Raw genomic sequence first — 20,077 nt, forward strand, 5'->3', positions numbered from 1 at the left:
TGCTAGGAGTAAAGGGCAGTAGTGGTAATTGAATTTTCCACCATTAAAATATGGTGATGTTGTAATAGGTGCATTCTTTATTAGCTCTGCATTTTAATTCTCATATAAAAACAATGGATGAGAATTTAATAAAATAAACACTCAGATGAAAACAACGTTATCTATAAAAAGAGGTCTACATGTTAAAGCGGTTAACGATTGGGCAGAAGCTATTCGGCGTATTAGGCTTGGTGGGTATATTCATATTGAGTCTTATGTCGTATGAGGTGTCTAAAATATCCCATCTTGACGAAATAACAACGGTAATGGCTGAAAATCTTTTGCCATCTGTTAGTTATGCTGGAACGATGCAAAAAACATTGCAGAGCGCAAGGAGAAGTCAGCTGGCAGCAACGATTTATTTTTATAAAGGAAATCAGCCGGAGATCATTTCTCGGAAAGAACAAGTTAAAAATTTACAGTTGACCTATAATGCTGCCGCTCAAAACTATCTATCTTTGGACTTTAACTCACCTGAGGAAGAGGCTGTTTTTAATGAGTTAAACAAGATGGGGAAAGAGTATTTAGCCTCACTGGAATCATATTACAATGCAATGATACGCAATGATACGCATCAAGTGGATATGATTTTCAGCGACATTACAAGTATAAATAATGTTCTCCAGTTAGCTGACAAGTTGGATGATATAAATGTACGGGTAGGCCATACCCTTAATGATGAGTCTGAATTGGTTTATTATTCAGCTATGCGAAATAGTACTATACTAGGGATTGTATGTATTATATTCATGCTTTTTGTTTTGCGTTATTTAAATCGCCAAATTAAAACACCGATTAACGCGCTCCTTACAATAGTTGATGCAGTCTCTAACGGGGACCTTACAAAGACGGTCAAGTTACAAGAGTTTAATCTCGATGAGATAGGCATGCTTGCATCGGGTATTTCTAAAATGCAAAACAATCTACATAAACTAGTAAGTGAGGTTTCTGGTTCTATTGTGCAGTTAAGTTCCTCTGCGGAGGAAATTAGTGCGGTAGCAAAATTGTCTGCTGAGAGCATGAATAAACAGCAAAATGAACTTCATCAACTTGCTACTGCTATGAATGAAATGCAAGCAACAGTTAAAGAAGTGTCAAGAAATACCTCGGATGCTGCCAACACTGCCACATTAGTGAGCCGTTCGGCGGAACATGGTTCAGAAACTGTAATTAATACAATTGCAAGCATAGAGAGTGTTGCTGAATCTATTGAAAAAACAGCGTTAGTAATTAATCAACTTGATGAAAATAGTCATAATGTTGGTGTTGTACTGGATGTAATTCAAGGTATTGCGGAACAAACTAATTTATTAGCCCTTAATGCAGCAATTGAGGCCGCAAGGGCTGGTGAACAAGGCCGGGGATTTGCTGTTGTGGCTGATGAAGTGCGTACATTAGCAAAGCAGACTCAAGACTCGACCACAAAAATAAATACAATTATACAAGAGCTACAACAAAGAGCCTCGCACGCCGGCCACACCATGCAACTTAGTCAAGCGATTGTACATGATACAGTCGAAAAGGCTCAAGAAGCTGGCACTGTGATCGCCAATATTCGTCTGGCAACAAACGAAATATCACAAATGAGCACCCAAATCGCAACAGCAACAGAAGAGCAAGAAGTAGTAAGTGAGGAGTTGAATCGTAACATATCAAATATTAGCGTTGCAGCAGAGGATGTCTCCGCTGGAGCGAATCAAATGTCGCAAGCTTGTGATGAATTAACGAGACTTGCTAGCCAACTGCAGGGTTTGATTGGTAGCTTTCGTACATAATAATCAACGATAGCCCTAGGCTATTTATCTAATATAAATGCCTCAGTAATCGTTATGTACTGAGGCATTACTATATGATCCCAGCGAAGCGCAAAAACCGTTTACGCCATCATCAGTTCACAGATAAGCGCCGCATCATCCAACACAACGTTTTCGGTAGTTACTTGCCTTGGTGCGAGTTTTTTAAGACGCGCGGCACGGTGTAAATGCCAATGTAGCGGATGCGAGCGGTGGCACCGACACCTGAGCCGTTGAAGCTCATCTCGACAATCTTTTCTTTTACGCCAGGTTTACGGGCTTCATAGGTGTAAGTGAGCTGAAAAACGTGGGGACAGGCAGGGCAACGACAGCGAAGGTGACCGGCAGGGGGCTTACCATGGCGATATACGCAGTCGAGTAGCAACGAGGGCAGTAAACGAGGATGGATGCCATGAAGATATGAGTCTCAAAATCATCACCAAGATAAGTTATCTATGTTTGAAGAAGATATTCTAATTCCTTTCCTTTATTTACATTTGAAGGGCAATGGTTTTTAAAAATAACACATGGTCCGGATGTCAATCAGCAGTACCCAGTTGTTGACCAAGCTGTGACTCTGCAGTTGGCTTGAGGTGCAATTGTCGATGGATTATCCATAGCCAAGATCCATTAAGCGTCTGAGTTTTCCGTCATTGCAGTGAGCTTGACCCTGTCACGATCAAAAAGCCCCGCCAATGTCCGTTGGCGGGGCTTTGCTATATGGACCATTTCATACCGGTCAGTATTAGAGTGCGGGCAGCATCCCGAGGCTGACGCTGACCTGTACTCCGACGATCAGCACGCCCATGGCGGCGGTCAGACCAAGTGCCACCACGCCACCCGGGGCGCGGTAGTGGTGGGCGGGCGCCTGTTTGCGGCTCTGCCATACCAGCGCCACCGGCAGCAGCACCGCCAGTATCGCCAGGGCGATGGCGGCGTAGCCGAGCGCCATGATAAAGCCCTGCGGGAAGTAGAGGGCAAACAGCAGGGGCGGTACAAAGGTGATAAGACCGGTCTGGCTGCGGCCCTGCCAGTTGTCCTTGCGGCGGGTCACCTTGGCCATAAAGTCAAACAGCCCCAGCGTCACTCCGAGGAAGGAGGTGGCGAGTGCCAGATCGGCAAACAGGTGCATCGCCTGATTAAACGCGGGCCAGCTCACCAGTTGACCGATGTTGGCCAACAGGCTATCGAGCGCACCGCCGGTTTGCAGCAGCGCTTGCTGGCCGAGCAGACCGAGGATCGCCACCTGCCACAGCACATAGAGGATCAGCGGCAGGGCAGAGCCCCACACAAAGACCCTGCGCAGCTGCTTGGGGCAGTCGCCAAGGTAGAGCATCACGCTTGGAATGGAGCCGTGAAAGCCGAACGAGGTGAAGATGACCGGCAGGCCCGCCAGCAGCAAGCCTTGACCCAGCGGCATGGAGAGCAGGTGCTGCCCTTCGGCGCGGGGTAGCAGCAGTGCCAGCACCGCCACCATGATCACCAACTTCACGGTGAACATTAGCCGGTTGAGGTAATCCACCTGCTTGGTACCGACACAGACCATGCCGCCAAACAGCAGGGTAAAGGCCCATGCCGCCTGCTCCTGAGTCAGCGTCATGCCCGCATCGGCCAGCGCTTGTGCCAGCAGGCTGCTGCCGCCGCTGATGTAGGCGGAAGCCAGCGAGTAGAACAGCATCAGGATACAGAAGGAGGCGATGCGCTTGCCCCAGGGACCGAGCAGATGATCCGCCAGCTGGTGCAGGTACCACTTGCCGGTGTTGAGGCTCGCCTCCACCTGTAACATGGCGGTGAAGGCCATCAGGGCCCAGAGACCGACCATCAGCATCAGGGTGGCAGGGCCGCCAAGGGAAGAGGAGGCCAGCGGCAGGGCCAGCATCCCGGCGCCTATGGTGGTGCCAGCAATCAACAGGGTACAACCCAGGGTTTTGGTGTTCATGTTATCCATCCGAAAGTAGCGGTGTCAGTGCAAACCAGTGGTGCACAGTGTTTACGTCAACAAGAGGGCCAATGGGCGTGATCAGAAGGCGCCTCCGGGGATAAGGCCGGAGGCTAGCAATATCGGAACGGGAACATCTGTACCTAAAACCTGTCAGTTGTAAAAGATGGTTGCCACGTTAGCGGATCAAAATAACGGAAACAATCCCTTTTATGCGGATCTTGTGCTGGCTTGTGGCAATAAGTGGCAATAAAAGATGACAGACATGACTAAGTGCCGAAAAAATAGGCTGGGGCAGGGGGCGCCCATTCTTGCAAAGGCGCCAGGCATCGGGTTTGGGAGGGGTTGACTGCCGCAGGCAGAGAGTGTGCGGGCATGGGATGAAGAGAAGCAACGCTGCCGAACTTATGGGGTAAATCGGCCCGGCAGCGAGGTGGTCAGCGACGGCGTTTGAGGGTGCGGCTGACGTAGTACAAGCCACTCTGGTATTCGCCGTTGACGGCCTTGAGCGCCAGTTCCAGCGCCTGACTGGCCAGTGCATCGTGCTGCTGGGGCAGGGAGTTGATGCCAAAGGGGAGGAAGTCGAGCAGCCGATCGTCCCCGAAGGTGGCCATGGCGAGCTGGCTCATATCGGTTTCTTGTTCCAAGAGATAGTCGAGCACCCCCTCCATCAGGATATAGGAGGTGGTGATCAGTGCCTCCGGCAGCTGGCCCAGCTGCTGGTGCAGCGCCTTGATCAGGCGATACCCCTCGAGGCGGGAGAAGTGATCGCCCTCGCACAGGTGGCGCGCTGCGCTGTGACTGGCAACCGCCTGTTCGAAGCCTGCTTTGCGCTCCTCACTGATCGTGAGTGCTGGCAGGGCGGTGATCAAGGCGATATGGCGCAGGGCGGGGGTGAGCAGGGAGCTGGTGAGATCAAAGCTCGCCTTCTCGTTTTCACTGGCGACGGTGACGAACTGGTCGGCGGCCATGGCCCGGTCGATGGCGAGGATCTGGCTGCCTTGCGCCTGTAATTTGCCGTAGAAGGGGTCGTCCGGCGGCAGGCAGCTGGCGACCAGCAGGGCATCCACATGGCGGCTGACCAACATCTGGGCCAGCTCTTTTTCGGTGGCGGGATCATCTTCCGAGCAGACGATCAGCAGCTGATAGCCCTGCGCCCGCGCCCCCTGTTCCAGCCGCTTGGCCAGCTTGGCGTAACTGGCGTTTTCCAGGTCAGGCAGGATAAAGCCGAGGGTCTTGGTCTGGCCGCCACGCAGGGAGGCGGCACGGCTATCCGGCTGATAGTTGTGAGCGGTGACCACCGCCATCACCTTGTCGCGGGTAGCCTGGCTGATGCGGTATTGGTCGGCCTTGCCATTGATCACATAGCTGGCCGTGGTGCGCGAGACACCGGCGAGGGCGGCGATTTCATCCAGTTTCATCATATTGGCTCTGTTTGAGTTGCAAGGCCCACGGTCACTGCCGGGTGAGGGCACCGAAAAGTGTGCGCAGGATCATATCATTGAAAAGCACCCTTGGTGGGTACTTGATCAATCCGCTGAAACGATTCAGTCTGAGTGTAGGTGAAACGATTCAGCCTGTCAGTAACGAATAGGCACAGTGGCCTGAAAATCGGGCCACGATCACAATCAACCCCGATCTTGTCTATTGTCAGCAGGCGAGTTACCCGAATGTTCAATTGTGTTGTACCGGCGCGGCCGGAACCTGATGGAGAGTCTCTATGTTGAAGTTGGCGCGAGAGCAAATCTTGCTGGGACAGTCGGTGGCGACCAAGTCGGAAGCCATTGCACTGCTGGCAGGCAAACTGACCGAAGCCGGTCTGGTAGAAGCAGGCTATGTGGATGGGATGCTGGCCCGCGAGGCGCAGCATGCTACCTATCTTGGCAGCGGCATCGCCATTCCTCACGGCACCACCGACACCCGCCATCTGGTGAAAAGCACCGGTGTCATGGTGGCCCAGTTCCCCCAGGGCATCGAGTGGGATGAGGGGCAGATTGCCTATGTCGCCATCGGTATTGCCGCCAAGTCCGACGAGCATCTGGGCATTTTGCGTCAGCTCACCCATGTGCTGGGTGATGAGCAGGCTGCCGCGCAATTGAAAGAGGCCACTGATGCCGACACCATCATCAACATCCTGACCGGCGCCACGGCTGCGAAAGAGGCGCAATACCTGACCCTGGCGGATTTCCCGGCCGATGATCGCGACCAACTGCTGTTGGGTGCTGCCGCCCGCGCCAAGTCAGCGGGTTGGGGCGATGCCACCATGGTGACGTCGCTGCTGGCAAGCGATCCCGCCTATCTGGGCGAGGGGATCTGGCTGGCTCGTGCGCAAGCCGCCCAGACCGGTTGGGTGCTGGCAACGCCGAGCAATGCACTCACCGCAGGTGATCTGCCGGTCAGCGCCATGCTGCTGCTGTGTGCCGCAGATAGCAGCCATCTGCCGCAACTTGAGAATCTGGCCAAACTGGCCGCCGCCGGTCAACTTGCAACGCTGGCGGGCAGCGATGGGCTGGCCATGCTGCAGGCCGGGCCCGCGAGTGGTCTTGCCGAGACCTTCACCATCATTAACCCCCACGGCCTGCATGCCCGTCCGGGTGCCATGCTGGTCAAGGTAGCCAAAGAGTTTGAATCAGACATTCGCGTTGCCAATCTGGACGGTAGCGGCGAAGCAGTCTCCGCCAAGAGCCTGATGAAGGTCATTGGTCTTGGCGTCAAGTGCGGTCACCGTCTGGCGTTTCGCGCCGAAGGGGTGGATGCCGAAGCGGCCCTCAAGGGGATCGGCGAGGCCATCGCTGCCGGTCTGGGTGAGGGGGCACACTGATGAAGATTGTCACCATTACCCTCAACCCGGCGCTCGATCTCACTACCCGTCTCGAGGCGATGAACCTTGGTGAAGTGAATCTGGTGAGCGAGGCGTCCTTACGCGCCGCGGGCAAGGGGATCAACGTCGCCATGGTGTTGAAAGATCTGGGCCGCGACGTGGGCGTGACCGGCTGGCTTGGCGCTGACAATGAGCAGAGTTTTGTTTCCCTGTTTACAGAGCGCGCGCTGGCTGATCACTTTGTGCGTGTAGCGGGCAGCACCCGTATCAACGTCAAGCTCTCCGAGCACTCGGGCCGGGTGACCGATCTCAACCTGCCGGGGCTCACCATTCACGAAGGGGAAGTGAGTGCCCTGGAGCAGGCCATCGACGAGTTGGCACCGCAAGCCGAGTGGTTCGTGCTGGCGGGCAGCCTGCCCAAAGGGGTGGCCCCCAGTTACTGCGCCCATCTTATTCGCTTGCTCAAGGCCAAAGGCAAGCAGGTGATCTTCGATTGCAGCGGCGCGGCCTTAAGCGAAGGCATCAAGGCTGCGCCGACCCTGATCAAACCCAATCTGGAGGAGCTGAGCCAGTGGGCCGGTCGTCCCATCAAGACCCTGAGCGAGCAGGCCGCTTGCGCCCGCGAGTTACAGACTCAGGGTATCGCCCATGTGGTGATCTCCAATGGCGCCGATGGCCTCGTCTGGTTTGGTCCTGATGCCACCTGGCAGGCCATTCCGCCGCGTATGAATGTCATCAGCACAGTCGGTGCCGGCGACTCACTGGTGGCGGGGCTGACCCACGGTCTGAGTCTTGGCTGGGCGCCGGAGCAGATCCTGCGTCTGGCGACCGCCGTTTCGGCACTGGCAGTCAGTCAGGTGGCGGTCGGTTTTAGCGATATCAGTGTGCTCAACCCCTTACTTGAGCAGGTGCGCGTACAGCGTCTGGATGATCTGGCACCGGTTCAATGCAATACCCCCTCAATGAAAAACTCAGGAGATGCCCAATGAAAGCAATCTTGGTTACGGCTTGCCCAGCGGGCATAGCCACCAGCTTTCTCGCTGCAAAACGGATAGAACAGCAGGCCAAACTGGCAGGCTGGGAGCTCACCCTCGACGTCGGCGCCAGCGTGCAACCCCGTCAGGTGCCGAACAAGGAGCAGATTGCCGCAGCCGATTTGGTGCTGGTCGTGGCAAGCGCCCCGGTGGATCTCGCCGCCTATGATGGCAAGCCGGTCTATCAGGGGAGTATGGATCTCGCCCTGCAGGATCCGGCCGCCTTGCTGGAGGCAGCCACCAGCGGAGCCAGCGTCTATCGCCATCAAGCCGACTCCGCCGTTGCCAATGCTGCCGCCAAACCGGCCGCCGCTGGCAAGCGCATCGTGGCGGTGACCGCCTGCCCGACCGGGGTGGCCCACACCTTTATGTCGGCGGAAGCGCTCGAGACCATGGCCAAGCAGCTGGGTTACCAGATCCGCGTCGAGACCCAAGGCTCGGTTGGTGCCCAAAATGCCCTGACTGCCGAGGATATTGCATCTGCCGATCTGGTGTTCCTCGCCACCGATATCGAAGTGGACATGGCCCGTTTCGATGGCAAGCAGGTCTATCGCACCAGCACGGGCGCTGCGCTCAAGAAAACTCGCGCCGAGCTCGACAAGGCGTGGAATGAGGCGACACTCTATCGCCACAGTGGCGGCAGCCAGCCCAAGAAAGAGGAAAAAGCAGGCCCCTACAAGCATTTGCTCACCGGTGTCTCCTTCATGTTGCCGATGGTTGTCGCGGGCGGTCTTATCATCGCGCTCTCGTTCGTGTTCGGGATTGAAGCGTTCAAGGTAGAAGGCACCCTGGCCGCCGCCCTGATGCAGATCGGTGGCGGCTCGGCTTTTGCCCTTATGATCCCGGTGCTGGCCGGTTACATTGCTTACTCCATTGCTGACCGCCCGGGTCTCGCGCCCGGCATGATTGGCGGTATGCTGGCAAGCTCGCTGGGCGCCGGTTTCCTTGGCGGTATCGTGGCCGGTTTTCTGGCCGGTTACAGCGCCAAGTACCTGAGCGACAAGGTACGTCTGCCGGTGACCCTGGAAGCGCTCAAGCCCATCCTCATTATTCCGCTGTTTGCCAGCCTGTTTACCGGTCTGGTGATGATCTACGTGGTGGGTGGTCCGGTGGCTGGCATCATGAATGCCATGACCGAATTCCTTAATAATATGGGCTCTGCCAACGCCGTGCTGCTGGGTGTCATTCTTGGCGCCATGATGTGCTTCGACATGGGCGGTCCGGTCAACAAGGCGGCCTATGCCTTTGGTGTGGGTCTGCTGGCCTCCAAAACCTACGCCCCGATGGCGGCTGTGATGGCGGCCGGTATGGTACCGGCACTGGGGATGGGGATCGCGACCTTCCTGGCACGCACCAAGTTCATCAAGGCGGAGCAGGAAGCGGGTAAAGCCTCCTTTGTGCTGGGTCTGTGCTTCATCTCCGAGGGGGCCATCCCGTTTGCCGCCAAGGATCCGATGCGCGTCATCCCGGCCTGTATGGTCGGCGGCGCCCTGACCGGTGCGCTCTCCATGCTGTTTGGCTGTGAGCTGATGGCCCCCCACGGCGGTCTGTTCGTGCTCTTTATTCCCCACGCCATCAGTAACGTCATGCTGTATATCGTGGCGATTGCGGCAGGCTCGCTGTTGACCGGTGTCTCCTACGCCATGCTCAAGCGCGGTGAAGCGCAGGGCAAGCTGGCGACGGCCTGAGTGGTGCAACGTAAATAAATGCAATTATTGACAAGGCGGCCTGCGGGCCGCTTTTTTGTGGCTGATGAGAAAGGGATAAAAGAGGGGGAGGATAGTGGGGAAAAGTCAAAAGTCCCAGCCGGCCTGCTCTTGCTCACTGGCCTGGATGGCCTCTTGTGCCTTGCGACGCGCAGCGTCCACCCGGGCCTTGCGACCACGGCACAGGCGCATCACCTCCTGCTGCTCGGTGGGGGTCATGGTGAGCCAGTTGAAACGCTCCTCCCGGTTGCGCAGGCAGCCCTTGCAGTAGCCCTTGTTGTTCACTTCGCATACCCCGATGCAGGGGCTCTGCAGCGGGAAGATCTCGAGCTGTTCCATCCATGGCCTCTCACACCTTGTTACCTTGTTATAACCCAGAAGATCCCCTTAGGAGAAATCTGTTGCCAAGGGGCTGATGGCGTTTGCTTTCCCCCTGCAAATTTGGCATCTTCCCCGCCAAGCATGAGGCTTGGTGTTACATGAGGACATATGAATAAACATGCGTACTGGCTGACCGCCGCAGTGCTGGGGCTGGCCGGTTGTGCGGGCAACTCTGAGCAAGCACCGGTGCCCAAGAAGAAACCCGATGCCAGATGTTTTCTGAACTGCGAGGTGCCGGTCAATCTGGGCAAGCAGTATCTGGACGGCCCCCTGCCGGATGATCTGGTGCGGGTAGAAGGTGTCAACAGTCTCCAGCACGCTGACTTCAGTAAGTTTGGTCCCCAGAGCCAGCTGGTGCTGGAGCGTTCCGGCAAGATGACCCGTCGCTATGGCGAGCTTTATAGCCAGCTCTCCCGCTGGGTGGCCAATGGCGGCAACCCGGCCCATATCACCCAGTACGGCATCAGCCTGGCCCAGATGGGTGGCGCCGATCGCATGGGCAACGTGCTGTTTACCGGTTATTACTCGCCGGTACTGGAGGTGCGTCATCGCCCGGATGCCAAGTACAAGTACCCCATCTATGCCATGCCCAAGTGCGGTGGCCGTTGCCCGAGCCGGGCCGAGATCCATCAGGGGGCCCTGGCCAACCGTGGGTTGGAGCTGGGTTACAGCAAATCCCTCATCGACAACTTCCTGATGGATGTACAGGGCTCAGGTTTTGTCCACTACGGCGATGACGATCGGCTGCAATACCTGGGTTACAGCGGCAAGAATGGTCATGGCTACGTGAGTATCGGCCGGGTGTTGATCGACCGGGGTGAGGTGCCCAAGGAGAAGATGTCCATGAAGGCCATCAAGGATTGGGCCAACAGCAAACCGGAGGAGAGCGTCAAGGAGCTGGTGGAGCAGAATCCTTCTTATGTCTTCTTTGAGCGTCGTCCCACCAATGACGTGATTGGGGCGGCCGGCATTCCGTTGCTGCCGCTGGCGGCCGTGGCGGCTGACAAGACCCTGCTGCCGATGGGCACGCCGATCCTAGCTGAAGTCCCCTTGCTCGACAAAGAGGGCAACTGGACCGGCAAACATCAGCTGCGGCTCCTGATCGCGCTGGATGTGGGGGGCGCCGTGAAGAAGGGGCACCTGGATCTCTACCATGGCATGGGTGAGGAGGCCGGTGTGGCCGCCGGTCACTACAAGCACTTTGGCCGGGTCTGGAAGCTGGGCCTGCACCAGGGGCCGACCGCCGCCCCCTGGCTGTGAGTCAAACCAGTTAGCCGCAATAAAAAAGCCGCCGGAGTCAAATCCGGCGGCTTTTTGTTTGGCAACGCGTGTGGTGCTTGCTGCGTCAGCCTTTCCTGATGTCCAGCCGGATGGCCCCGACCGGTTTGCAGCAGCAGGGTAGGCACTCGCCTGGGGAGACGAATGCCAACGGCACATTGGCATAGTGCACCGAGCCTGCCAGCAAGGGCGTGCGGCAGGCGCCGCAATAGCCGCTGCGGCACTGGAACTCCACATGATGGCCGTGGCGCTCCAGGGTCTCCAACACGCTCTCGCCGGGATGGGCGAGCAGGGTACCGTCGCGGGTCTGCACCAGCGGCGCCTGTGTGGCCTCTTGCTGTGTTGCAGGCTGCGGGGCAGTGGCCAGCGTGTTGGTGGCGTCACTCACAGCTCAAAGTCACCGAGATCATTTGCGTGTACTTCGCTGTCGATCAGGTCGACCAGCATATCGGGTAGCTGACTCACAGCTCGAAGTCACCGAGATCGTCGGCATGTACTTCGCTGTCGATCTGGCCGACCAGGTAGGAACTCACTTCCACTTCCTGCGGGGCGACCTGCACGTTGTCAGAGGACAGCCAGGTGTTGATCCAGGGGATCGGGTTTTGCTTGGCGCCGGCAAAGGCTGACTGCAGACCGACCGCACTCATGCGCAGGTTGGTGATGTACTCCACGTACTGGCAGAGGATGTCCTTGTTCAGGCCGATCATGGAACCGTCCTGAAACAGGTACTCGGCCCACTCTTTCTCCTGAATGGCGGCTTCCTTGAAGATCTCGAAGCAGGCCTGCTCGCACTCGGCGGCAATCTCGGCCATCTCGGGGTCGTCCTGGCCAGTGCGCATCAGGTTCAACATGTGCTGGGTGCCGGTCAGGTGCAGCGCTTCGTCGCGGGCGATCATCTTGATGATCTTGGCGTTGCCTTCCATCAGTTCGCGTTCGGCGAAGGCAAAGGAGCAGGCGAAGCTGACGTAGAAGCGGATCGCCTCCAGCGCATTGACGCTCATCAGGCACAGGTAGAGCTTCTTCTTCAGCTCGCGCAGTGTGATGGTGCGCATCTGTCCGGCGACGCTATGGGTCCCTTCACCGTGCAGGTTGTAGAGTGCGGTCGCCTCGATCAGATCGTCGTAGAAGCAGCTGATGGAGCCAGCGCGCTTCAATATCTGCTCGTTGGTGACGATGTCGTCAAACACCTGGGCCGGGGTGTTGACGATATTGCGAATGATGTGGGTGTAGGAGCGCGAGTGGATAGTCTCCGAGAAGGCCCAAGTCTCGATCCAGGTTTCCAGCTCCGGAATGGAGACCAGTGGCAGCAGCGCCACGTTGGGGCTGCGACCCTGGATGGAATCCAGCAGGGTCTGGTACTTCAGGTTGGAGATGAAGATGTGCTGCTCGTGGGGCGGCAGGGCCTGATAGTCGATGCGGTCGTGGGAGACATCGACCTCTTCCGGGCGCCAGAAGAAGGAGAGCTGTTTCTCGATCAGTCGCTCGAACACTTCGTGCTTTTGTTGATCATAACGGGCCACATTGACCGATTGGCCAAAAAACATCGGCTCTTTGAGCTGGTCGTTTTGGGTTTGGCAGAAAGTTGAATAGGCCATGGTTACCAGAATGTATTAAATGGATTAAACAGGAGAGCGGGAGCTTGTCGCTCCCGCCCGGTTGTCAGATCTTGCAATGGCTTATATTTTACAAGCCCCACCGGCACAACCGTCATCTTGCATATCGGCTTGTGCGTCATCCGCACCATCACGGGTGTTGTGATAGTAGAGGGTCTTGAGGCCGTATTTGTAAGCGGTCAGCAGATCCTTGAGCAACTGTTTCATCGGCACCTTGTTGCCTTCAAAACGGGCGGGGTCGTAGTTGGTGTTGGCGGAGATCGCCTGATCCACAAACTTCTGCATGATACCGACCAACTGCAGATAGCCATCGACGCTCGGTTGCTTCCAGAGCAGTTCGTATTGATCTTTCAGGCGATGATACTCGGGCACCACCTGTTTGAGAATACCGTCCTTGGAGGCCTTGACCGATACCAGGCCGCGCGGCGGCTCTATGCCGTTGGTGGCGTTGGAGATCTGGCTGGAGGTCTCGCTTGGCATCAGGGCGGTCAGGGTGGAGTTGCGCAGACCCACAGTGCGGATCTCTTCACGCAAAGTTTCCCAATCCAGGTGCAGCGGCTCGTTGCACAGGTTGTCGAGATCCTTTTTATAGGTATCGATGGGCAAAATGCCCTGGGCATAAGTGGTCTCGTTGAACGCCGGGCAGGGGCCGAACTCGCGGGCCAGCTGCACGGAGGCTTTCAGCAGGTAGAACTGGATCGCCTCGAAGGTGCGGTGCGTCAGCGCCAGACCGGAACCGTCGGAGTAACGGGCGCCGTTTTTGGCCAGGTAGTAGGCGTAGTTGATGACGCCTATCCCCAGGGTACGACGGTTCATGCTGCCTTTCTGGGCAGCCTTGAGCGGGTAATCCTGATAGTCGAGCAGGGCATCCAGGGCACGCACGGCGAGATCGGCCATCTCTTCCAGATCTTCCAGCTTCTCGATGGCGCCGAGGTTGAACGCGGAGAGGGTGCACAGGGCGATCTCGCCCTCTTCGTCATCCACGTTGTTGAGCGGCTTGGTCGGCAGCGCGATTTCGAGGCAGAGGTTAGACTGGCGTACCGGCGCCACGCTCGGATCGAACGGGCTGTGGGTGTTGCAGTGATCCACGTTCTGGATGTAGATGCGACCGGTACCGGCACGCTCCTGCATCATCAGGGAGAAGAGGTCGACCGCCTTGATGGTCTTCTTGCGAATGGCCGGGTCCTGCTCGTACTTGACGTAGAGCGCCTCGAACTTGTCCTGATCGGCGAAGAAGGCATCGTACAGGCCAGGGGCATCGGATGGTGAGAACAAGGTGATGTCGCCGCCCTTGATCAGGCGCTGGTACATCAGTTTGTTGATCTGCACGCCGTAGTCCATGTGACGGACCCGGTTCTCTTCCACGCCACGATTGTTTTTCAGGACCAGCAGGCTTTCCACCTCGGTGTGCCACAGCGGATAGAAGAGGGTGGCCGCCCCGCCGCGCACGCCGCCCTGGGAGCAGCATTTGACCGCAGTCTGGAAGTATTTGTAGAAGGGGATGCAACCGGTGTGGAACGCTTCGCCACCACGGATGGGGCTACCCAGACCACGGATACGGCCAGCGTTGATGCCGATACCGGCGCGCTGGGAGACATAACGCACGATGGCGCTGGCGGTGGCGTTGATGGAATCCAGGCTGTCATCACACTCGATCAGCACGCAGGAGCTGAACTGGCGAGTCGGGGTCCGCACGCCGCTCATGATGGGCGTCGGCAGGGAAATTTTGAAAGTCGAGACTGCATCGTAGAAGCGCTTGATGTAGTCCAGACGGGTATCTTTCGGGTACTTGGAGAAGAGGCAGGCTGCTACCAGGATGTAGAGGAACTGCGGGCTCTCGTAGATCTCGCCGGTGACGCGGTTCTGCACCAGGTACTTGCCTTCCAGCTGCTTGACGGCGGCGTAGGAGAAGTCCATATCACGCCAGTGATCCAGGTGCTCGTTGAGCGCCTCAAATTCGGCCTGGGTGTAGTCGGTCAGCAGGTGCTTGTCATATTTGCCCATGTCTACCAGACGGGCGACGTGTTGGTAGAGATGGGGCGGTTCGAACTGGCCGTAGGCTTTCTTGCGCAGGTGGAAGATGGCCAGACGGGCAGCCATGTACTGGTAATCCGGGCTTTGCTCGGAGATCAGATCAGCAGTGGCCTTGATGACGGTTTCGTGGATATCGGCGGTACGGATACCGTCATAGAACTGGATGTGGGACTTGAGTTCCACCTGGGATACCGACACGTTGTCGAGTCCCTCGGCGGCCCAATCCAGCACGCGGTGAATTTTATCCAGATCGATGGGTTCTTTGTGGCCGTTACGCTTCGTCACAAACAAGTTCATTGGCTGATGACCTTTGTAGTTGATTCCCGAAAAACCATCGCACGGCCTTGACCGCCTGGTCGTGATCGACTGCGGGAGCGGGGGCATGTTGTGCGATGAATCACAAGATATAGTGTTATTTTAAGTTCGAGCTACAAGATAGTGAGGTCTACCCGGCTTTGCAATCTGTGGATAAGGCATTAGCTGTGGATAAATTGTGGGTGTTGCGACCCATGTTAGTGGCTGCTCACAGTGAGTGGGTTTTCATGCGTCCGATCCGGTAAATGCAAGCCTGATGATCGAACATGGAAAATTTAAATAACTTTTTTTGCTTGCGAAAACGGGGTGTTTTTACTAGCAAATTCAGTCTGGTTATCCCTTGTGCAGCCTGGGTCAAAAGGTGTCCTGTCCCTGTCGGTTAGCGGTTGCCAAACGGCAAAAATGGGAGATCACTCCTGACCTCCCATCGCATCCTTGCGTACCCGTATGCCCCAGCGGGTGGTGCTCAATTAGGTCTCTTTTGGCAACAAAACTGCCTTTATGATCCATCAATGCCTGTGACCAGGCGGATCATGGGGTCAGGTTACCTCGTAACGCAGCCAGTGGTGCAGGGCCTGTACCGTATCAAAGTGCAGATCTGCGCCCCAGTCGGCGGGATCCTCGTCATCGCTCAGATAACCCCAACCCGCGACGGCGGTGCGCATACCGGCGTTGCGGCCCGCTTCGATGTCGCGCACATGATCCCCTACGTAGAGGCAGTGGGCTGCCTCGACCCCTAGCTGGTCGCAGGCGAAGAACATGGGCGCGGGGTCGGGCTTGCGTACCGGCAGGGTATCGGCACTGACCGTCACGCCGCAGCTGGCAAGCTCGGGCAAGGCCGCCAGCAGTGGCTCGGTGAGAAAGCCCGGCTTGTTGGTGACTATGCCCCATGGCAGGGCGCGTTCGTCCAGCCATTCAATGAGCTCCAGCATGCCCTCATAGGGACGGGTACCGACACACAGGTGGGCGGCGTAGAAGTCGAGCAGCGCGGCGCGCAGGCGAGTGGCGCCCAGCTCCTCGAGCAGCTCATCGCCAAGCCCGGCCCTGAGTAGCCCGAGCGCCCCGTTGGAGGTGGTCTGGCGAATGATGGCATCAGAGAGCGGGGCAAAGCCTTCGCTCACCAGCACATGGTTGACGGCCGCGCCCAAGTCAGGTGCGGTATCGAGCAAGGTGCCGTCGAGATCAAACAGCACGCAGCGCAGCGGCGCCGGGTGAGAGTCGCCCATCAGCCTTGCTCCGGGCGGATGAATTCCACCATGTAGTTGACGTCGACGTTCTTGCCGAGTTTGAACTGGCCGGTCAGCGGCGAATAGTGTACGCCGCTCATGTCCCGCACCAACAGACCCGCCGCTTCACCCATGCGGCACAGTTCGGCGGGGGTGATGAATTTTTTGTGATCATGGGTGCCCTTGGGGATCATCTTCATCAGGTATTCGGCCCCCAGGATCATCATCAGATAGGCTTTCGGGTTGCGGTTGATGGTGGAGATGAACACCCGTCCGCCGGGGCGTACCAGGGTGGCGATGGCGCGCAGCACTGAAGCCGGATCCGGCACGTGCTCCAGCATCTCCATGCAGGTGACCACGTCATACTGGCCAGGGGCCTGGCCGGCATGCTCCTCCGCCGTCATCTGCTGGTATTGGAGCTCCACGCCCTGCTCGAGGGCGTGGAGGCGGGCGACGCCGAGCGGCTCCTTGCCCATGTCGATGCCCATCACGCGAGCGCCCCGACGGGCCATGCTCTCGGAGAGGATGCCGCCCCCGCAGCCGATGTCGAGGACCTGCTTGCCAAACAGGCCGCCGCTCTTGTCGGTGATCCAGTCAAGGCGCACCGGATTGATTTGATGCAGTGGCTTGAACTCGCCCTCCATGTCCCACCAGCGGGAGGCGATGGCTTCAAATTTGGCGATTTCTGTCAGATCGACATTGGCATCACTATTCATTTTCTGATGATCCTGTGGCAGGGCGCGCAGGTAGCAAGACTTGGGCGCAATCTATTGTCCTGGCGGGCATTATAACGGACACACTTTGTCACACCAGCCCGACTTGTTATCCGGATTTGTGGCTTAAGGTATTTGGCTCAGTGTGTTACCATGACGCGCTGTTTAAGCCAAAGAACAACTAATTAGGGATTAAGGCTTTCTATGAGCGATCTGGCCAGAGAGATCACGCCGATCAACATCGAAGAAGAGCTCAAGAGTTCCTATCTTGATTACGCCATGAGCGTGATCGTAGGACGAGCTCTGCCGGATGTGCGTGATGGCTTGAAACCGGTTCACCGCCGCGTTCTGTTTGCTATGAACGAGTTGGGGAACGACTGGAACAAGCCCTATAAAAAATCGGCCCGTGTGGTCGGTGACGTAATCGGTAAATACCACCCGCACGGCGACATTGCCGTGTATGACACCATCGTCCGCTTGGCGCAGGATTTCTCCATGCGCTACATGCTGGTCGATGGTCAGGGCAACTTCGGTTCGGTCGACGGCGACAGCGCCGCCGCCATGCGTTACACCGAAGTGCGGATGGCCCGCATCTCCCACGAGCTGCTGGCCGATCTGGACAAAGAGACCGTGGACTGGGTGCCCAACTATGATGGCACCGAGATGATCCCGGCTGTCATGCCCACCAAGGTGCCCAACCTGCTGGTCAACGGCTCATCCGGTATCGCGGTGGGCATGGCGACCAACATTCCTCCTCACAACCTCACCGAGATAGTCAACGGCTGTCTGGCGCTGATCGAAAATAGCGATCTCACCATCGATGAGTTGATGACCTATATCACAGGGCCTGATTTCCCCACTGGCGCCATCATCAATGGTCGCGCCGGCATAGTGCAGGCTTACCGCACCGGTCGCGGCTCCGTCTATGTGCGCGCCAAGGCCGAAGTGGAAGTGGACGACAAGACCCATCGTGAGACCATCCTGGTTCACGAGCTGCCTTATCAGGTGAACAAGGCGCGGCTGATCGAGAAGATCGCCGAGCTGGTCAAAGAGAAGAAAGTCGAGGGCATCAGTGCCCTGCGCGATGAGTCCGACAAGGACGGCATGCGCATCGTTATCGAGATCAAACGTGGCGAGTCTGGCGAGATTGTGCTGAACAATCTCTACAAGCACACCCAGCTGCAGACCACGTTCGGCATCAACATGGTGGCGCTCGATAACAACCAGCCCAAGGTGATGAACCTTAAAGACATCCTGGATGCGTTCCTGCTGCACCGCCGTGAAGTGGTGACTCGCCGGACCGTGTTCGAACTGCGCAAGGCGCGGGATCGGGCCCACATCCTTGAAGGTCTGGCGGTCGCGCTGGCCAACATAGACCCCATCATCGAGCTGATCCGTCACTCCGACACCTCTGCCGACGCCAAAGCCAAGCTTGTAGCTCGGGGATGGGATCTCGGCAACGTGGCCGGCATGCTGGAAAAAGCAGGCGACGACGCGGCCCGTCCGGAGTGGCTGGAGCCGGAGTTCGGCATCCGGGAAGGTCAATACTTCCTGACCGAACAGCAGGCCCAGGCCATCCTGGATCTGCGTCTGCACAAGCTGACCGGCCTCGAGCACGGGAAGATCCTGGAAGAGTATCAATCTCTGCTGGATCTGATCGCCGAGCTGCTGTTCATCCTGGCAAGCCCGGAACGGTTGATGGAAGTGATCCGCGATGAACTGCTGGCCGTGCGCGAGCAGTATGGCGACGAGCGCCGCACCGAGATCAGCGCCTCCAGTGCCGAGATCAACATCGAAGATCTGATCACCCCGGAAGACGTGGTCGTGACCCTGTCTCACCAGGGTTATGTGAAGTATCAGCCGCTCTCCGACTACGAGGCCCAGCGCCGCGGTGGTCGTGGCAAGTCGGCCACCCGGATCAAGGAAGAGGACTTTGTGGAACGTCTGCTGGTGGCCAACACCCACGACACCATTTTGTGCTTCTCCACCCGTGGCAAGGTCTACTGGCTCAAGGTGTATCAGCTGCCGGAGGCGTCCCGTGGCGCCCGTGGTCGTCCGATCATCAACTTGCTGCCGCTGGAAGAGGGTGAGCGCATCACCGCCATTTTGCCGGTGAAAGAGTACGCTGACGACAAGTATGTCTTCTTCGCCACCGCTGACGGTACCGTGAAGAAAACCAGCCTGTCTGCGTTCAGCCGTCCGCTCTCCTCCGGGATCCGTGCCATCAACCTCAAAGAGGGCGATGAGCTGATCGGGGTGGACATCACAGATGGCAGCAACGAGATCATGTTGTTCTCCGATGCGGGCAAGGTGGTTCGCTTTGCAGAAGGTAGCGGCCGTGCCGATGCCGCCGATGCCGATGTCAGCGATGAGGTCGACGGGGATGACGAGAGTGTCATTGACGCCGGTAACGACGACGATGGCAGCGACAACGGCGAAGGCACCGAAAGCAAGGGTACCTTCAAGGGCGTGCGTCCCATGGGTCGTACCGCCGGTGGGGTACGTGGTATCCGCCTGCTCAATGGTGACAAGGTGGTTTCCCTGATCGTCCCCCGTGGCGAGGGTGCCATCCTGACCGCCACCGAGAACGGTTACGGCAAGCGTACCGCGCTGACCGAGTACCCGACCAAGAGCCGTGGTACCCAGGGCGTTCGCTCCATCAAGGTGGACGAGCGTAACGGCAAGGTGATCGATGCGATCCAGGTCGAAGATACCGACCAGATCATGCTGATCACCAATGGCGGTACCCTGGTCCGTACTCGCGTTGCCGAGGTGAGTGTCATTGGCCGTAACACCGGCGGTGTGCGTCTGATCCGTACCGGTGAAGACGAGACCGTGGTTGGCCTGCAGCGTATCGCGGAGAGCGACGAAGAAGAGAACGACATCGTGGCCGTTGACGGTGAGGTGTCCGAAGGCACTGATACCGCGCCAGATGCCGGCTCTGCCGATGCAGGATCCACTGAAGGGTCCACTGAAGAGGGTGCCGCGAGCGACGAATAATCGCCCGTTTGCCTTACATGCGAAAGAGCGGCCCTTTGGGTCGCTCTTTTTGTTGCTGCAGTTTGCACCAGATGGCGAGCGCCCACAGGTCTGATGGATCAGCCTGATCCTGTTGCTGTACGCGTCGCTGATCACTTGCACCGCTAGCATTGCCGTACTCCTCCTTAATGTCGTTGTCCCCAATT

14 protein-coding genes and 1 pseudogene are annotated in these 20,077 nt (G+C 57.4%); 6 read left to right on the plus strand and 9 right to left on the minus strand.

What is annotated here, in order from left to right; all coding sequences use genetic code 11:
• Positions 1-179 precede the first annotated feature (179 nt).
• Positions 180-1,814 carry a methyl-accepting chemotaxis protein gene (locus WJM78_RS09420; RefSeq protein ID WP_339015308.1) on the plus strand — a complete coding sequence of 545 codons (1,635 nt, stop codon included), beginning with the start codon at positions 180-182 and terminating at the stop codon, positions 1,812-1,814.
• Positions 1,815-1,927: 113 nt separating this feature from the next.
• Here the strand turns inward: WJM78_RS09420 and WJM78_RS09425 are convergent.
• From WJM78_RS09425 to cra, 3 genes and pseudogenes are all read right to left on the minus strand, one after another.
• Positions 1,928-2,269, minus strand: a pseudogene (locus tag WJM78_RS09425) (IS1-like element transposase); the annotation flags it as partial.
• 308 nt (positions 2,270-2,577) lie between these two features.
• Entirely contained in the window at positions 2,578-3,771 is a 1,194-nt protein-coding gene (locus WJM78_RS09430) for an aromatic amino acid transport family protein (protein ID WP_108537700.1), read from the minus strand.
• 437 nt (positions 3,772-4,208) lie between these two features.
• A complete protein-coding gene (gene cra, locus WJM78_RS09435) occupies positions 4,209-5,195 on the minus strand; it encodes a catabolite repressor/activator (RefSeq protein WP_212513219.1) in 987 nt (328 codons plus the stop codon).
• Between the two features lie 296 nt (positions 5,196-5,491).
• On the opposite strand from cra, the gene fruB reads away from it, so the two are divergent.
• From fruB to fruA, 3 genes are read left to right on the plus strand one after another with little or no spacing between them, the layout of a single operon-like run.
• A complete protein-coding gene (gene fruB, locus WJM78_RS09440) occupies positions 5,492-6,592 on the plus strand; it encodes a fused PTS fructose transporter subunit IIA/HPr protein (protein WP_339015313.1) in 1,101 nt (366 codons plus the stop codon).
• Positions 6,592-7,581, plus strand: a complete 990-nt coding sequence (pfkB, locus tag WJM78_RS09445) for a 1-phosphofructokinase (protein WP_339015315.1) — start codon at positions 6,592-6,594, stop codon at positions 7,579-7,581. Before fruB ends, pfkB begins: the two co-directional genes overlap by 1 nt.
• Positions 7,578-9,314 (plus strand): PTS fructose transporter subunit IIBC, encoded by a 1,737-nt coding sequence (gene fruA / locus WJM78_RS09450; RefSeq protein WP_339015317.1) that lies wholly within the window; start codon positions 7,578-7,580, stop codon positions 9,312-9,314. The genes pfkB and fruA overlap by 4 nt, the downstream gene beginning before the upstream one ends.
• 105 nt (positions 9,315-9,419) lie before the next feature.
• Here fruA and WJM78_RS09455 read toward each other — a convergent pair whose 3' ends face one another.
• A complete protein-coding gene (locus WJM78_RS09455; protein ID WP_042034931.1) occupies positions 9,420-9,671 on the minus strand; it encodes a DUF1289 domain-containing protein in 252 nt (83 codons plus the stop codon).
• Between the two features lie 150 nt (positions 9,672-9,821).
• On the opposite strand from WJM78_RS09455, the gene mltA reads away from it, so the two are divergent.
• Positions 9,822-10,973 (plus strand): murein transglycosylase A, encoded by a 1,152-nt coding sequence (gene mltA / locus WJM78_RS09460; protein ID WP_275929863.1) that lies wholly within the window; start codon positions 9,822-9,824, stop codon positions 10,971-10,973.
• Between the two features lie 85 nt (positions 10,974-11,058).
• Here the strand turns inward: mltA and yfaE are convergent, their stop codons facing one another.
• The 5 genes from yfaE to ubiG form a co-directional block, all read right to left on the minus strand.
• Entirely contained in the window at positions 11,059-11,379 is a 321-nt protein-coding gene (gene yfaE / locus WJM78_RS09465; RefSeq protein WP_275929862.1) for a class I ribonucleotide reductase maintenance protein YfaE, read from the minus strand.
• Positions 11,380-11,452: 73 nt separating this feature from the next.
• The gene (gene nrdB, locus WJM78_RS09470) at positions 11,453-12,586 is read right to left on the minus strand and encodes a class Ia ribonucleoside-diphosphate reductase subunit beta (RefSeq protein WP_108536887.1); all 1,134 of its coding nucleotides are present in this window, start codon (positions 12,584-12,586) and stop codon (positions 11,453-11,455) included.
• Between the two features lie 81 nt (positions 12,587-12,667).
• Complete coding sequence (gene nrdA / locus WJM78_RS09475) at positions 12,668-14,935, minus strand: class 1a ribonucleoside-diphosphate reductase subunit alpha (protein WP_042034935.1); 2,268 nt, start codon at positions 14,933-14,935, stop codon at positions 12,668-12,670.
• A gap of 557 nt (positions 14,936-15,492) precedes the next feature.
• Positions 15,493-16,179: an HAD family hydrolase gene (locus WJM78_RS09480; RefSeq protein WP_287146536.1), complete on the minus strand. Its 687-nt coding sequence runs from the start codon at positions 16,177-16,179 to the stop codon at positions 15,493-15,495.
• Entirely contained in the window at positions 16,179-16,895 is a 717-nt protein-coding gene (gene ubiG / locus WJM78_RS09485) for a bifunctional 2-polyprenyl-6-hydroxyphenol methylase/3-demethylubiquinol 3-O-methyltransferase UbiG (RefSeq protein ID WP_042034937.1), read from the minus strand. Before ubiG ends, WJM78_RS09480 begins: the two co-directional genes overlap by 1 nt.
• 201 nt (positions 16,896-17,096) lie before the next feature.
• On the opposite strand from ubiG, the gene gyrA reads away from it, so the two are divergent.
• Complete coding sequence (gyrA, locus tag WJM78_RS09490; RefSeq protein WP_339015325.1) at positions 17,097-19,892, plus strand: DNA topoisomerase (ATP-hydrolyzing) subunit A; 2,796 nt, start codon at positions 17,097-17,099, stop codon at positions 19,890-19,892.
• Positions 19,893-20,077: the final 185 nt, after the last annotated feature.

The organism is Aeromonas popoffii (assembly GCF_037818705.1).
GTDB classification, from domain to species: Bacteria; Pseudomonadota; Gammaproteobacteria; order Enterobacterales; family Aeromonadaceae; genus Aeromonas; species Aeromonas popoffii.

What these genes read in the sequence shown, in the direction of transcription:
- gyrA (WP_339015325.1), top strand. Translation starts at nt 17,097, where the DNA reads ATGAGCGATCTGGCCAGAGAGATCACGCCGATCAACATCGAAGAAGAG.
- nrdA (WP_042034935.1), bottom strand. Translation starts at nt 14,935, where the DNA reads ATGAACTTGTTTGTGACGAAGCGTAACGGCCACAAAGAACCCATCGAT.
- fruB (WP_339015313.1), top strand. Translation starts at nt 5,492, where the DNA reads ATGTTGAAGTTGGCGCGAGAGCAAATCTTGCTGGGACAGTCGGTGGCG.
- pfkB (WP_339015315.1), top strand. Translation starts at nt 6,592, where the DNA reads ATGAAGATTGTCACCATTACCCTCAACCCGGCGCTCGATCTCACTACC.
- WJM78_RS09455 (WP_042034931.1), bottom strand. Translation starts at nt 9,671, where the DNA reads ATGGAACAGCTCGAGATCTTCCCGCTGCAGAGCCCCTGCATCGGGGTA.
- WJM78_RS09480 (WP_287146536.1), bottom strand. Translation starts at nt 16,179, where the DNA reads ATGGGCGACTCTCACCCGGCGCCGCTGCGCTGCGTGCTGTTTGATCTC.
- WJM78_RS09420 (WP_339015308.1), top strand. Translation starts at nt 180, where the DNA reads ATGTTAAAGCGGTTAACGATTGGGCAGAAGCTATTCGGCGTATTAGGC.
- mltA (WP_275929863.1), top strand. Translation starts at nt 9,822, where the DNA reads ATGAATAAACATGCGTACTGGCTGACCGCCGCAGTGCTGGGGCTGGCC.
- WJM78_RS09430 (WP_108537700.1), bottom strand. Translation starts at nt 3,771, where the DNA reads ATGAACACCAAAACCCTGGGTTGTACCCTGTTGATTGCTGGCACCACC.
- nrdB (WP_108536887.1), bottom strand. Translation starts at nt 12,586, where the DNA reads ATGGCCTATTCAACTTTCTGCCAAACCCAAAACGACCAGCTCAAAGAG.
- cra (WP_212513219.1), bottom strand. Translation starts at nt 5,195, where the DNA reads ATGATGAAACTGGATGAAATCGCCGCCCTCGCCGGTGTCTCGCGCACC.
- fruA (WP_339015317.1), top strand. Translation starts at nt 7,578, where the DNA reads ATGAAAGCAATCTTGGTTACGGCTTGCCCAGCGGGCATAGCCACCAGC.
- ubiG (WP_042034937.1), bottom strand. Translation starts at nt 16,895, where the DNA reads ATGAATAGTGATGCCAATGTCGATCTGACAGAAATCGCCAAATTTGAA.